Origin of the sequence: Exiguobacterium sp. UBA6282 (genome assembly GCF_002440475.1) — a bacterium.
Classification (GTDB): domain Bacteria; phylum Bacillota; class Bacilli; order Exiguobacteriales; family Exiguobacteriaceae; genus Exiguobacterium_A.
Genome location: NZ_DJUM01000039.1, coordinates 10,378 through 24,375 on the forward strand (window position 1 = coordinate 10,378; position 13,998 = coordinate 24,375).

14 protein-coding genes are annotated in these 13,998 nt (G+C 44.0%); 4 read left to right on the forward strand and 10 right to left on the reverse strand.

Features of this window, described 5'->3' with window-relative positions:
- On the forward strand, window positions 1–354 hold a 354-nt coding region (locus B2751_RS10785; RefSeq protein ID WP_290774733.1), incomplete at its 5' end, for a CDP-glycerol glycerophosphotransferase family protein.
- Between the two features lie 58 nt (window positions 355–412).
- On the opposite strand, the gene B2751_RS10790 is transcribed toward B2751_RS10785, so the two are convergent.
- Both B2751_RS10790 and B2751_RS10795 read right to left on the reverse strand, forming a co-directional pair.
- Window positions 413–2,431, reverse strand: coding sequence for an acyltransferase family protein (locus tag B2751_RS10790; RefSeq protein ID WP_290774735.1), 2,019 nt, complete (start codon window positions 2,429–2,431; stop codon window positions 413–415).
- A 204-nt stretch (window positions 2,432–2,635) separates the two neighbouring features.
- The gene (locus B2751_RS10795) at window positions 2,636–3,310 is read right to left on the reverse strand and encodes a permease (RefSeq protein WP_290774737.1); all 675 of its coding nucleotides are present in this window, start codon (window positions 3,308–3,310) and stop codon (window positions 2,636–2,638) included.
- A gap of 197 nt (window positions 3,311–3,507) precedes the next feature.
- Between B2751_RS10795 and B2751_RS10800 the strand changes: the two genes are divergently transcribed.
- Window positions 3,508–4,491 carry a ketoacyl-ACP synthase III gene (locus tag B2751_RS10800; RefSeq protein WP_290749791.1) on the forward strand — a complete coding sequence of 328 codons (984 nt, stop codon included), beginning with the start codon at window positions 3,508–3,510 and terminating at the stop codon, window positions 4,489–4,491.
- 46 nt (window positions 4,492–4,537) lie between these two features.
- Here the strand turns inward: B2751_RS10800 and B2751_RS10805 are convergent, their stop codons facing one another.
- The 3 genes from B2751_RS10805 to B2751_RS10815 form a co-directional block, all read right to left on the reverse strand.
- Complete coding sequence (locus B2751_RS10805; protein WP_214729755.1) at window positions 4,538–5,068, reverse strand: GNAT family N-acetyltransferase; 531 nt, start codon at window positions 5,066–5,068, stop codon at window positions 4,538–4,540.
- Between the two features lie 62 nt (window positions 5,069–5,130).
- A complete protein-coding gene (locus tag B2751_RS10810) occupies window positions 5,131–5,601 on the reverse strand; it encodes a DinB family protein (RefSeq protein WP_290774740.1) in 471 nt (156 codons plus the stop codon).
- 126 nt (window positions 5,602–5,727) lie between these two features.
- On the reverse strand, window positions 5,728–6,540 hold the full coding sequence (locus B2751_RS10815) for an ankyrin repeat domain-containing protein (protein ID WP_290774742.1): 813 nt from the start codon (window positions 6,538–6,540) through the stop codon (window positions 5,728–5,730).
- Between the two features lie 262 nt (window positions 6,541–6,802).
- On the opposite strand from B2751_RS10815, the gene B2751_RS10820 reads away from it, so the two are divergent.
- On the forward strand, window positions 6,803–7,030 hold the full coding sequence (locus B2751_RS10820; protein WP_290774744.1) for a hypothetical protein: 228 nt from the start codon (window positions 6,803–6,805) through the stop codon (window positions 7,028–7,030).
- Window positions 7,031–7,310: 280 nt separating this feature from the next.
- Here the strand turns inward: B2751_RS10820 and B2751_RS10825 are convergent, their stop codons facing one another.
- The 3 genes from B2751_RS10825 to B2751_RS10835 form a co-directional block, all read right to left on the reverse strand.
- A complete protein-coding gene (locus B2751_RS10825) occupies window positions 7,311–7,508 on the reverse strand; it encodes a hypothetical protein (RefSeq protein ID WP_290774746.1) in 198 nt (65 codons plus the stop codon).
- 324 nt (window positions 7,509–7,832) lie between these two features.
- Complete coding sequence (galU, locus tag B2751_RS10830; RefSeq protein ID WP_290774748.1) at window positions 7,833–8,699, reverse strand: UTP--glucose-1-phosphate uridylyltransferase GalU; 867 nt, start codon at window positions 8,697–8,699, stop codon at window positions 7,833–7,835.
- 34 nt (window positions 8,700–8,733) lie between these two features.
- On the reverse strand, window positions 8,734–10,230 hold the full coding sequence (locus tag B2751_RS10835; protein ID WP_290774750.1) for a glycosyltransferase: 1,497 nt from the start codon (window positions 10,228–10,230) through the stop codon (window positions 8,734–8,736).
- 1,158 nt (window positions 10,231–11,388) lie between these two features.
- On the opposite strand from B2751_RS10835, the gene B2751_RS15340 reads away from it, so the two are divergent.
- Window positions 11,389–12,540, forward strand: a complete 1,152-nt coding sequence (locus B2751_RS15340; RefSeq protein WP_422653602.1) for a CDP-glycerol glycerophosphotransferase family protein — start codon at window positions 11,389–11,391, stop codon at window positions 12,538–12,540.
- Window positions 12,541–12,585: 45 nt separating this feature from the next.
- On the opposite strand, the gene B2751_RS10845 is transcribed toward B2751_RS15340, so the two are convergent.
- A complete protein-coding gene (locus B2751_RS10845) occupies window positions 12,586–13,218 on the reverse strand; it encodes a hypothetical protein (protein ID WP_290774755.1) in 633 nt (210 codons plus the stop codon).
- Window positions 13,215–13,820, reverse strand: coding sequence for an AAA family ATPase (locus tag B2751_RS10850; RefSeq protein ID WP_290774756.1), 606 nt, complete (start codon window positions 13,818–13,820; stop codon window positions 13,215–13,217). The genes B2751_RS10845 and B2751_RS10850 overlap by 4 nt, the downstream gene beginning before the upstream one ends.
- Window positions 13,821–13,998: the final 178 nt, after the last annotated feature.

Here is a 13,998-nt window from a genome sequence, read left to right on the forward strand (position 1 = left end):
GACTATTCTTCTGTTTTCTTCGACTTCGCGAACATGAATCGTCCGATGATGTTCTATGCGTATGACCTTGATCTCTACCGCGATACGCTGCGCGGGTTCTACCTCGACTACTACAACGATCTTCCGGGACCGATCTTAGAAACGGAAGAGGCTTTGCTTCACGCCTTATCGGACATTCCGCGTCTGACGAAAATGTATCAAGCGCAACTCGATGCATTCCGTGCGACGTACGGTCCGATGGAGGATGGGTTTGCCGCTTCTCGTGTCGTCGATGCGTACTTCAAAACGGATCAAACGATGCGCACTCAAACCCTTGAATTACTTGAACAACCAGACGGCAGTTACTCTGTTTGACCGATGATATGAAAAAACGGCTTGCACCCTTTTCTGGATGCAAGCCGTTTTACATATTTTATTCGTCCGTCGCTAATTTTTCTGCGAGGACCTCGTTGAGCTTTTTCTTGAACATCGGAGCAAAACTTTCCGCATACGTATTCGTCATATGGCTGTTATCGCGATAGATGACGACATTGCCGATAACGGGACGGTACTCGCCTTTGACGTGGAAGTAACGCGTCAAATCCAGCTTATGGAGCGACTGGTTCGTTTTTTCGAATTGTTTCCAATACGCCTCATCCGTTTGATTCGGTTGTGTGTTCATCTGTTTCGTCGTATCAGCGATGCTCGTCGTCTCCAGTGCCTCGAGTACATTAAAATCGTATCGTGGATTGTCCCGGAGTGCTAGCCCCTCAATCCCATACTCGTCCTTGACGTACTGCATCTGGTCGACCATTTGTTGATGGATGCTGTCTTTTGAAGCATCCGCTGCCGTTACGTGCGAGATGATCAAATCAACATCGGCATCTTTCAAATAGTTCAAGACGTTCTGATTCCAGATCCCTTTTAGCGAGTCCGGTTCATAGCCGGTTGAAAAACGTGTTCCTGACCGCGTCAGGTTAAGTAAACGGATGTCCGTCCCTTTGATTGCTTCATGTAAGGCACCGAACCATTGCTCCGAGTGCGAGCTACCGACGAGTGCGATCGTTGCTTTATAATCCTTCGTCTTCCCGTATTCGCCGACCTTTGCTTCCGTCTTTTGCAGCCCTTGGTTGCTACCATCCGTATGGACGAGGGGCAAGTCATTGAAGACGTTCGCATATGACGGGAATGGGTCTTGCTTCGGTACAGACAATGCCTGCTCGATTGCTAAGGCACCCGGATATTTATTCTTACTGACGGCTTGTTTCAGCTCTTGTTCTTCCATATATGCGAATCCGAGTAATGATCCGATTAACAAAATGTTGACCGTCAACAGCGCACCTAATTTCTTGAACGCTGTCCGATTGACGGTTGAAGTCCGGATCGGTTTTTCAATCCATTCCGTCATCAGATACGATAAGCCGATCGATGAGACGATGATCAATGTGCCGACGAGCAGACCAGGTGTTTGTTGGACGTTGTAGCGATAGAACTCAAGCAGTACCCAGTGCCAGAGATAAATCCCGAAGGCAATCCCACCAAGTTTGACCATTGGTTTAGATCCGAGGAACCGTTTTAATCCGAACTGTGTCTCTTGCGTCCCTGATAACACGATCATCAAGGCGCATGTCATCGGCCAGAGTGCGATGTAGCCAGGGAACATTTGCGAGACATTGAACAGGACACCAGTCGTTAGCAAGCCAAGCAGACCGATCCAACCGATGATCGTCGCTACCCACTTCGGGATACGAATCGCAGATAAGTTCACGCATAACAAACTGCCTAAGGCGAATTCCCAGACCCGTGTCGGCGTAATGAAATACGCCCATGGCTGATTGACTTCAGTCAGGTAGATCGAGTACGCGAGTGACGTGACGAACAAGAATCCAAGCAGACCATTGAGGACGGCTTTAATTGACCGAATCTGATATTTGTTCATCATCCATAAGATGAACGAAAACAAGACGAACCAAATCATATAAAACTGCCACTGGATCGAAAGTGCCCAAAAATGTTCGACGGGTGACTTCATTTGCGTCGCGTCCAAGTAATCAGTACTTGAGACGGCGAGTTGCCAGTTTTGATAAAAGAACATCGAGGCGATGACTTCACGAATCGTTTTACCGAGAATCGATGCTGGTAATAAAAACGTACTTAATACCAAGACGACACCTAAGATGAATAAAACCGATGGCAAGAGTCGTTTCAGCAACTTTGTCACATACGGAAGGAACTTGAACTCTCCTGTCCGGTTGATCGTCGAGATGATTGATGTCGTGATTAAAAAACCCGAGATGACGAAGAAGACATCGACACCACCTGAGACACGATTGAACCATATGTGATAAATTGCGACGAGTAAGGCAGCTACCGTGCGTAGCCCTTCGATTTCTGGACGAAACCGGCTTTCGATATCAATCCGTTTCTGACCAGATACTTTCCATTCTTGCATGCTTCTATGTCCCTCCATCTACTTCTACACCTACGAATCCTGACGATTGCAGCGCATTTCTTGTACAGTTCGGTATGTACTCACCATTTCGAGAAAACGTTTCCATTCACTATGATAGAACATATTTCAAAAAATACAATGCCAATGAACTATATTGCCGTAAGAAACTTGGAAAATATGTAAAAGAAGTGCGTCGGTTACGAATTACGCTAGAAATCGATGCAAGTAGTCGTTAAAAATCCGTCGCATGACTTTTGGTGTGTTCTCGATATAGATCCGCATCTGTTCGACGTTTGCTTCGACAGCACCCTCGTTCTTCTCTTCGGTCGGAAAATCGGAAATGCCTTTGATGATGATACATTCAACGGCATTTTTCTGACAGATGTACGCGACAGCCCCCGCCTCCGTATCGGCAATCGTCAGACCGTTATCTCGCAGTTCGATATAGTCTCGCCACATGACGACAGCGCGATCAGCCGTTCCGATCGTTCCGAGATGAAAGTCGTTGCCATATTTTGAGACGTCGAGATTGACGATGAATGACGGTTTAATGAGTGGTTCAATCTCTTTGACCGTACAATCATATTGAACGGCACGATCTGGAACGATGATGTCAAGTACGTCGTACCTCGGGTCAATCCCGGCACACGTTCCAGCAACGATGACCTTCGTCAATGAGAAACGGAGGATCATATATTGATTCGCTCCGATGCCATTTACTTTTCGAACGCCCGTGCTGTAAAACAGAAGTGTCTTCCCGTTTATCTCACGCGTGAAGTATTCACCATACGGATACGTGATTCTTTCTTCAGGCGAGACATGAAAATATGCAATCGTCGCGTCGAACTCCCATGTGGTGGCGATGCTGATTCCAATCATCCTTCCTTACTCCTTTCGAGCATCCGCTAAAGACCGCTCTTTTTTTCATCTAATCGAATTGATGATGTGTACGATAAGTTATATTCCTTGTGTTTAAAAGAAAATTCGCTTAAATTAGCACCTAGTACTAAAACCAAGTATAACATCTTTTTACAGGNNAACCAGGTATAACATCTTTTTACAGGGAGGAACCATTTATGACTGCATATCATGCTCGAGTAACAGCAATCGGCTCTTACGTTCCAAATCAAATCATGACGAACCATGATTTAGAGAAACTAGTAGAAACAAATGATGAATGGATAGTGCAACGAACAGGCATCAAAGAACGAAGAATCACGGGTCAGACTGAATCGACAAGTGATCTTGCCTATCAAGCAGCCATGAATTTAAAACAGCGTTACAATACAGAATTTCAAGATGTTGATATGATCATCATCTGTACGATGACACCCGATTTTAAGACACCAAGTACTGCATCATTGGTACAAGCAAAACTCGGTATCAATCATGCGGGTGCAATTGATTTGAACGCCGCATGTGCAGGATTTACATACGGATTACACCTGGCGAACGGGTTAATTTCATCTGGTCTTCATAAAAAAATTCTCGTCATCGGAGCAGAAACACTCTCTAACATCACTGACTATGCCGATCGAAACACATGCATTTTATTTGGAGATGGTAGTGGAGCGGTTCTTGTGGAACGCGATGAAGTCCAGTCTGACTTTATTTCATTCTACTTGAACTCGGAAGGGGAAAAAGGAGCCAGTCTCTATTGCTCGAACTTGTCAAATCACTTGTTCGAAGATCCTATCATTCCCACTAATAAACTCATCCAAAATGGACGCGAAGTTTACAAGTGGGCGGTCAGCACGGTTCCTCGTGGAATGAAACAAGTAGTGGATCAGGCATCGATGACTTTGGATCAAATTGATTGGTTCATTCCGCACAGTGCAAACCTACGCATGATTCAATCGATTTGCGAAAAAAGCAATGTTCCTTTTGATAAAGCGCTTTACAGTCTCATCCATTTCGGAAATACCTCCGCTGCCTCCATTCCCTTATCTTTAGATATAGGTGTTACCGAAGGGAAAATCAAAACGGGTGACTTGCTTCTATTATATGGATTTGGTGGCGGTTTGACACAAGCTGGATTACTAATGAAATGGAGTCTGTGATTCATACAAGGAGGAAGTACAGATGCATCGTACTTCCTCCTTGTTTTTAATTCTGATGACGGACAAGCGTGGTAATATCCAGCCATTCATAGGCTTCATCTTTAACCGTGACATTCCCAAAACGACTCTGGCGATGATCTATGTATTTACCTCCGAGTCGTTTGTAAAATGCTCGTCCCGACTCGTTCTTTTTCATCACCCAAACCAGCATCGAGAAGACATCTGCTTTCAGGAAATGAGCAGCGATAGTCGCCATCAATTTTTTGCCGATCCCTAAACCGTGCGCTTCAGGTAATATATAGAGGGCAGATAACTCGCCTATCCGTACTCCATCATCAGCATGAATCTGAGCTGCTGCGAATCCCACAGTGATTCCCTGTTCGTTCAATACCACATATAGGAACGTATCTTGTGAGGAATCGTTCAAAAACTGTGTCCATTTTTGTTCAGCTCGTTGAACCGAGAGTTGTTTCAAATATACATCGGGTACTAAACCGGCGTATGTCGTCCTCCACGTATCAACGTAAATTTTTGCTATTACCTTCATGTCTTTGGACGTGGCTAAACGTATATTCAAGAATTTCATCCCCCTAGCATCGGTAGCTCATAGTACTACCATTATTTTCTCATTCACCTACCTTAGTCCCAAATCCGCACACGCTCAATGTCTGCTGTTCTCAAATAATCGAGTAGCTGTCCTGTATGCACTGCTTCATGATAAGCAATTCGTAACAGCATATCACCAAGCGAACGGACATAACCTGATTCGGAACGATCAATCTGGACCGTCGCTAAATCTGATTCCGGTAGTCGCCCGACATATGTCATGAATTCCTCCCGATAGACCTCCGCAAAGTCTAGCTCCTCTTGCACTGATACGAAGTCACGCCCTTCAAACGGAGACTCATACGACGATAGACTGCCTCCATTTTGTAAGGCTAAGTAATAATAATACTCGCTATCTAACACATGACGAATCATTTCCAAACACGTCATGGCGTTCTCATCCGGTTTCCAGTTCAGCTTATCTTCAGGAATCGAACACCAGACTTTGATGCTTCTTCTTCTCACTTCATTTAAATTCCATACCATCCAATCCTTTGCGTTCATGATGTATCCTTCCTTTCGATGACGAATAAGTGTTCTCCTATCTTTATTTTGACAAAGCGATTCGAAAGTCCTTTTAAAAATAAAAACAGGAAGCATCCGCAGATGTTTCCTGTTGTCGTCAATCGCTCACTTATTTTCTTCCTCAGACAATGCATCAATCTCTTTTTGTCTTAAAATCTCCGCAATCTGATGGTGGTCATTATCAAGTGCTGCACCACGTGCTGTCCGCCCGTCTTCATTTCGATGTAGTGGATCGGCTCCATAAGAGAGAAGTAAACGGACAATCCGTTCATAACCGTAAGCACTCGCTAAAGCAAGGACTGCCGTATCACCATCTGCGACGTTTTCCGCCTCGATATCGGCTCCCGCCTTTAGGAGTACTTTGACCGCTTTCGGATGATTATTCCCAACTGCCAGATACAGCGGTGTGAAACCGTCTAATCCGATAACATCAACCTCTGCTCCCGCTTCAAGTAACAGTTTGACTTTTTTTGCCTTGCCTTCTTGCGCTGCGTAATGTAGCGGCGTCACCCCAGCTCCATCATCGGTCCGTTGATGTAACAACTCCACATTCTGCGCTAGTTTCCGTAAGACTTTTTTATTGCCGGATCGCCCCGCTACTAAGTGAAGCGCTGAGAAGCCGTACTCATTTAAATCAAGATGGGCTCCGCGCTTAATCAACAGCAACGCAATGTCCGTCTTTTGATCATACAGAGCAATATGCAGCGGTGACATCCCGTCTTGATTCGGAAGATTCACATCCGCTCCATGATCGAGCAACAATTCGACGATCCGCAAGTATCCTTCCTGAATCGCCCAATGAAGTGCCGCAAACCCTTCTTCATCCAGTTCGTTCAGATCGTCACCACGTTCGATACACCGCATTACTTGTTTTCGTTTGCCTAAAAAAGCAGCATCTTGGATGGATCGTTTCGTCATGTCCGTTCGCCCCTTACCTGTTCCGTCGTTGTCTTTCTTATTTTACATCAAGGACATCGAGAAATGAGCAAAAACGCCTTTGAATATCCAATGTCTATTGTAGCAAGCTCGGTACGTCACTCCCTACATATATTTATTTTAGGGGAATCGTTAGAATAACAAGAAAAATAATTATGATCAGAACATATATAAACATAGTCAAATAGCGTGAAAATGAGTATGTTTAATTTAAATGATCTATTTCGCTATAGGAGTTCGACGAATGCGCGACTATATATACCTATCTCAAAAAACTCGCCGTGCCGATGGAGATTGTCCATTTGATTGGACGGATCAATACAAAGAACTCTATAAGTTTGTCCCCGTCGAAGGTAGACGATGGAAGAACGTTGATAACGAGATTAGTGAGACGTTCCCGGCTGGCACTCGTCGGACGCACTTCATTCCCGCCCAGCATTCGAAACTTCGGAGCGATGCAGGCGTTATGTGACAGCCTACGTGAGCTTCGTCAACAAGAGGACATCGATCCGTCCATCCAGACGAGCCTGTTCATCCTCGATTTCCTATCCGTTCAACGACGGGAATGGTCGGAGTGCAAGGTGGATGAAGCAGTAAATCGAATTGGATCGCGGTATTGTTGAAAATAGTGGATTCGTCATATCGTAGTATACTTCACTCGATAACTTTGTATTGAAGAAAACCCACATTATGACGCACATGTGGGCTTTCTTTCTATTGCTTACTCAGTATTAGAACAATTGAATCTTACATTATTGATTTGATGTGTTTTTTTTGAGTGACTTTTTAGAAAAAATAACTTCAGTTATTAGGAAAATGAAAGCAATTGCCACAAACTTTATTCCATATTCGACCCATGTATCAGTCGACTTCGGTATTCCTTCAAAAAACATTAGAAAAATAAGAAAAAATATTGCTGCAAAAACACTTTCTAAAATTTGTTTTTTCATCTTTCTGTTTCACCTCTCAATTCCTCATACTTTATTTTACTTTTATAGAAGTAAACCATTTCATTTCACTATATTTATATAATTACATTTATTTTCCACTAATTCAACTTTAAAAAACGTTTACATGAAAATATTGCGAGGAGCCAATTACGTTCTATGCAAGCAAATTATGGATTGCCCATCTGACTTTTGGTAATTCTTTAAAGCAATCCACGTTAACATATGTAGCACCTCTCTTCTTGTTTCTTCTACGTTTCGACTAGAAAGATGGGTTTCATGAATTACAAAAAACCACCCTGAAGTTTTTCAGAGTGGTTCACCTTGTTAGATGTCTAATGATTTAATGAATGCTTTCAGTTCATCTTTCATCTCTGCATCTTTTAACGCATATTCGATCGTCGTCTTGACGAAACCGAGTTTCTCCCCGACGTCATAGCGGTTGCCTTCGAAATCATACGCAAAGACTTGGCTATCCGCATTCAAGCGTTCAATCGCATCCGTCAATTGGATTTCGCCGCCTGCACCTTCTTCTTGATCTGCTAGATAATCAAAGATATCCGGTGTCAGTACGTAACGTCCCATGATCGCAAGATTTGATGGTGCTGTTCCGTGTGCCGGCTTTTCGACGAATTGTTTTACATCATACAGTCGTCCGTCTTGTGAGACCGGATCAATGATGCCATAACGATGCGTATCTTCCGGACGGACTTCTTGTACACCGATGACCGATTTTTCTGTCTGTTCGTAGACGTCCATCAATTGTTTGATTGCCGGATTGTCTGACTCGACGATATCGTCCCCGAGTAAGACAGCAAACGGTTCATTCCCAATGAATTGTTTTGCCGTCAGAATGGCATGCCCGAGACCTTTTTGTTCTTTTTGGCGGACATAAAAGATATTCGCAAGGTTCGTTGAGAATTGAACTTTCTCGAGCAATTCCGTCTTACCGGAATTTTCGAGCGTAATTTCAAGTTCTTTTTGGTTATCGAAATGATCTTCGATGGCTCGTTTATGTTTACCCGTGACGATGATGATATCTTCGATGCCGGCTTTTGCGGCTTCTTCGACGATATACTGAATCGTTGGTTTATCAAGTATCGGTAACATTTCTTTTGGCATTGCTTTTGTCGCAGGTAAGAAACGTGTTCCGAGTCCTGCTGCTGGAATAATGGCTTTTGTGATCTTTTTCATATCGTTCATCCTCTTCATCGTTCAAGTAGTAGATTTAGTTGTTCAATTCTTCTAGTAATCGTCCATAGTTCTTTACAGCCGTCTCAAGGTACAGGGATGGCTTCGTCTCGACCCGCTCGAGTGGTTGTTCGACGAGTTGTACCATCGCTTGTGCGAAGGCTTCCATGTCATTGGCTGGAACGAGATATCCGTTTTCGCCATGGGCGATGATTTCGCGTGGTCCGTATTTCACATCATAGGAGATGACCGGACAGCCGACATTGATACTTTCCATGACCGTCAGCCCGAATCCTTCAAATTCACTCGTTAACAACGAGGCTTTCGATTCACGGAAAACTTCTGCCGGATTCGACGTAAAACCGTGGATTTCGATATCGTCCTGTAAACCGAGCTCCTCAATCAAGCGTTCCATCATCGCGAGTTGCCCTTGTTCATCCATGCCGTAAAGGACGAGTTTCGTCGTGTGACCTGACTGTTTGAAAAGTGCATAACTCTTGATTAAATGATCCATCTGTTTTTGCAAACCGAATCGACCGATGAAACAGAATTGATCTTTGACCTGGTCACGTCGTTGCGCTTGTTCTGGAACGATGAAGTGCGGAATGATTGAGATTTTCTCTTCCGGGATATTATACCGTTCTAAGATGTCTTCTTTTTGATGATTCGTCAGACTGATGAAACGTGTCACTTTATCGGACTCTGAGAACATCGTCGCGTACGATCCTTTGACGTTTGATCCGTCTAGATGCGAGTTATGGATGACCATGACCCGTTTAACGGCTGCTTTGATGTTGAGAATCGAGCGATCGAGCAAACGAGCATCGACGAACAAAACATCGCCATCTTTAAATAAACGGTTGAAGTAGTATTCAAACAAATCCTTCTCTTTTTTGAACGCTTTGTACATTCTGCCGTTTCGATATAATTGAATCAAGACGAGTTTTGGACGTGCCATTTCATTGTAGAACTTCTTACAATAGACAGCACCTTCTGAATCATACAACTCCTCCATCATTTTCCCGTGATGGACGGGTGAGTAGATCGTCTTGCGGTGCAATTGACCGTAGACGTTGTATTCCCAGCGCTCGACTTTTTTAGGGGATGCTTTCGTCATGAAATCTTCGAATTCGACGACTTGCGTCTCCGGATAAAATTTACGATAGAGGATATATTCACCCTCTTCATCATAATAGCGAACGGCATCACTGCCTTTTTTTTCAACGCTTTTCAATCCTTCGATTTCACGCGCCGATTCTTTGACGATCGGCTTGTTCCGAAAACGGGTTGTCGGAATGCTCAACAATTTATAATCGGATAACCAATCATAAATGTTTTCGAACTGAACCATTGGACCGACTTTTTCTTCCGTTCGGAACTGTTCGTACACTTCCATATAGTTGGCATTGTAGTTCGTCGTGACGATCGTCGAACCAACATTCAATTCTTTTTCCATGAGTGCAATCCGACTCAACAGCGATTTCGTTCTACCACCGTGTTTCGGTGGTAATGTCGATGTAACAGTATACAGCATCTGTAATTACTCTCCTCTACCCTTTAAGATCGATCTCTCTTTTTTTGTGTGAGGTCAACCTATATATGTTACCGAATCTGCTATTTTCTAAACGTGTCTTGTTCAGACAGTTAAAACCAATACAATTTCTATTTATCCCCTTTTTACGAACAAAGTCAATTATTTTTGCATAATATCCAATCATTGTCATGGTTCTGCAACTAGTAGTTCGTAAAGCTGAACGAGTGGGTCGATTCTATCCAACAAGTTTAAGGAGATAAACGACGCTTCACTGATTTCCATTCAAACTACATCTTTGCAGAAATCGGAAGATATTGTATGGTGAAGGATGTAACAGAGATACCATATGATTCAGAGTGAGAAAGGAAGCCATGCATCAATGAAATCACCTGTCGTGACCATACGTTTTTGATCGAGAATCTCCCGCAACAAACCCTATATTTAGCTATTAACGAACAACATATACCTGTACAACAAACAGAAACAGGTTTTTCGCTATCGATCGATACATTACTCGATATTTTCCGAAAAAAGAATCATCCCATTAAATTCGTCGATGAGACAGGTACACCGATCTCATTCAAACATCTTTCCAAGCCACTGGACATTGCACCGAACAGTTACATCAAACAAGGGAAACATTCCTATTTCATCTTCATCGATCAGGACGATGAGCTCAGTCTGATCTATAACAAAAAACCGTCCATCATGAATTTTTACGACCGAGATGTCCAGTTTGAGGGCATGACGCGTCAAGACGACGTGCTTCTATTGAAGTTTTCGTTTCACTCGAAATATGTCGAAGTCGCGCAACCGAGTTGCTTCGTTAAATTCAGACATCAGGAACAAAAAATCGCTCTACCGATTGAACGCTTCACCGTCACACCAGTCGACGCCTGTCGCTTNNAAGCCGTGATCGATAAAGAACTCGTTGAGCAATTGCTCGGTGACCGGTATACATACGATGCCTTTAACGCGAACATCTACGATCTTTTATTTGGCTTTTCGATTCGTGAGATGCCGATATCTGGATTCACACCCCGGATTCGTCACTTTAAAAATCATCCAGAACTCTTGAATGACGAGCACTGGTTGCCGTTAAATGAGCAATACGATGTGTTGGTTCGTCCCTATTCGACCGTGTCAGAACGCCTTGCAATGCGTCTAATCCCGGTGCCAGTCGAGACTGTCAAATATTACGCAGATCCCCGACCGTTACTTGGACTGGATCCAACTAAGAAGACGATCGTCTGTTGTGAATATCCGGATAAAGCACAAGATAATGGGATGATTTTCTTCAAGTACCTCGTTGACCAGCACCGGAAACATTTCAACATCTACTACATCATCAGTCGGTCGAGTCCGGACCTCAAAAATCTTGCCGGATATGAGAATCATATCGTGTTCTATAAATCTCCGGAGAATATCGAGGTCGTTCAGGCTGCGGACGTTTTATGTCATACGCATTCATCGAGTTATGCCCTTCCCTTCTCGACGTATCGGACAGAACAGTTCATTCAGGAAAAACACAAAATCTTCCTGCAACACGGTGTGACAGGTTCGAAAGACGTGAGTAGTATTTATGGTAAAAAATTACCCCATCCCTTTACGAACTTATTCGTTGTGTCTTCGGAAAGAGAAAAAAACCTGATTGAACGCGACTACGGATTTGATGCGGATGAAATCGTCGTAACAGGGATGGCTCGATTTGATCAATTGATCACCGAACGGTCACGTTGGCTCAAGCGGTATAAGAATCGGAAGAAGATTTTAATCATGCCGACATGGCGACCGAAACTTGATACATATCCGGACGAGCAGTTCATGGAAAGTGACTATTATCAGGAGTTTCAATCGTTAATCACGGACGAACGGTTGAAAAACTTAGTGATGGACAACAAGTATGAAGTCTCGTTCTACCTCCATCGTAATTTCCAAAAATTCAGCCACTTGTTCCATTCGGATTTCGTCGATGTCGTCGGTCAGGATGTGTTCACAGTCAAGGAGCTACTCGAGAATCATCATGTGTTGATCACAGATTATTCGAGTGTCGGTCTCGATTTTTCCTTGATGCACAAAAAGGTACTCTACTATCGCCCACCTGTCTTGATCGGTGAAGATAACGCTGGTGAATCGACAGACTTATTACCAGGAGACGTCATCGAATCCAGAGAAGCCTTGATGGAGTCGTTACGCGAATTGAAGATGCCGAAACGCTTTAAGCGCAATCTCAGTCACATCTATGCTTTTGATGATACAAAGGCGAGTAAGCGGATTTTTGAAGCGATGCAACATCATTTTCATCTATAACAGACAAGGAGCAACGAGACGGTATACCGTTTCATTGCTCCTTTTTCATCGACAAAATTCCAACGAGATCCCGTCCGCAATCTGTGAGGACTGCTTTAACAGCTCCCGCTTGACTGGATCAATCCAGTAATACTGAACACGTTCACCAAACGCAACGTGAACGCAAAGTGTCTCTACGTGTTCGCCTGACTCGGTCATCAATAGATCGTACCGCAGAGGTTGCACCTGAACCGGCACCTCACGTCCGGAAACGGCACTGAAGCCGCTAAACGAGAGCGTCGAATCAACAGCCAGTGGTAATACTCGCAACAACAATTCGATTGAAAACAGATCAACACTTTCGGTATGAATCGGTAGGACAGACTGCTCATTGCCTCGCGTAATTACGACTGCATCCGCTCGATACAACGCATGCACGGTTTGGACGCCATCTTGGTACTCGACGAATTCGAGTGGCGTATAGTCTTCTGCATCAATCGTCAGGCGGATCGTTCGATTGCCGATTTTTTCTGACACCAATTTTTGCTCCCGTACTAGGATGGATTGATGTGATGTCTTTTCTAACCGAATCGTTTCGTAGGTCTGTCCGATCTGAACCGTTTCTCCTTTTTCTATCCAGTAGATCTGTTTTTCGTCTTGTCCCTCGATGAGGGGATAGGTCGTCCTTTTCCATTTCATATCTCTTTCTCCCTTCTTAAGAATCCGATGGAAGACAGCTGATGAACTGCTGCTTCTCGGACTTGCTCCGGCGTTTTCGCTGTCGTATCAATCGGACAGACCGGAAACTGTTTATACCATTTCTCTTCAAGTGCCCAGAGCGGTTGATGTTGTTCAAAGGATTGGCGAGTTCTTGTTTGATCAGCGTCCCGACGCGTTTGTAAGAGTTGGTCTGTCGCGCGTAAATAAAGAATCTGATCGGATCGGCACCTTCTTAATGCCTCAAGTTCTGCCTTTAAACGGGATTCCATATCCCAGTCGTGCCCATGTACCTGCGGATAATGGAGCGTATAGAATTCAAGATCTTCCGGACCACGATCTAATATAATGTGTCCGTTCGGAAAGTGACGAAATCGTTCGAGTTCCGCTTGAATGAACAATCGTTGATTCTCAACGAATCCGTCTTCGGTTCGGATGTCTAACCCGAGCTCCTTTCGTTTTTGAACGATCGGATATGGATTTTCATAATAGACATGAAGCTCCAGGTAAGCATCTTCGAGCGCTTGCGCAAGCGTCGTCTTCCCGGATGCCATGGCGCCTTGGATCGAGATGATGGTTCTCATGAATGGCGTTCCTCCTATCTGTATATGCTTAAGTATTAAAAAAATACGAACCGAGGTCTGGATGACTGATCAATTCCTTTAACTGACTTTGTTCTGCACCCGGGATTTGCTCAAGCGTCCTAAGAATGGCCAGGAGTCGTAACCAGTCTGCAAGGTTCGATAGCTGGATTGACGAAAC

Excerpts from the sequence above, each read along its gene's own strand:
- B2751_RS10790 (WP_290774735.1), bottom strand. The coding sequence starts at position 2,431 with ATGCAAGAATGGAAAGTATCTGGTCAGAAACGGATTGATATCGAAAGC.
- B2751_RS10795 (WP_290774737.1), bottom strand. The coding sequence starts at position 3,310 with ATGATTGGAATCAGCATCGCCACCACATGGGAGTTCGACGCGACGATT.
- B2751_RS10800 (WP_290749791.1), top strand. The coding sequence starts at position 3,508 with ATGACTGCATATCATGCTCGAGTAACAGCAATCGGCTCTTACGTTCCA.
- B2751_RS10810 (WP_290774740.1), bottom strand. The coding sequence starts at position 5,601 with ATGAACGCAAAGGATTGGATGGTATGGAATTTAAATGAAGTGAGAAGA.
- B2751_RS10815 (WP_290774742.1), bottom strand. The coding sequence starts at position 6,540 with ATGACGAAACGATCCATCCAAGATGCTGCTTTTTTAGGCAAACGAAAA.
- B2751_RS10820 (WP_290774744.1), top strand. The coding sequence starts at position 6,803 with ATGCGCGACTATATATACCTATCTCAAAAAACTCGCCGTGCCGATGGA.
- B2751_RS10825 (WP_290774746.1), bottom strand. The coding sequence starts at position 7,508 with ATGAAAAAACAAATTTTAGAAAGTGTTTTTGCAGCAATATTTTTTCTT.
- galU (WP_290774748.1), bottom strand. The coding sequence starts at position 8,699 with ATGAAAAAGATCACAAAAGCCATTATTCCAGCAGCAGGACTCGGAACA.
- B2751_RS10835 (WP_290774750.1), bottom strand. The coding sequence starts at position 10,230 with ATGCTGTATACTGTTACATCGACATTACCACCGAAACACGGTGGTAGA.
- B2751_RS15340 (WP_422653602.1), top strand. The coding sequence starts at position 11,389 with ATGCGTCTAATCCCGGTGCCAGTCGAGACTGTCAAATATTACGCAGAT.
- B2751_RS10845 (WP_290774755.1), bottom strand. The coding sequence starts at position 13,218 with ATGAAATGGAAAAGGACGACCTATCCCCTCATCGAGGGACAAGACGAA.
- B2751_RS10850 (WP_290774756.1), bottom strand. The coding sequence starts at position 13,820 with ATGAGAACCATCATCTCGATCCAAGGCGCCATGGCATCCGGGAAGACG.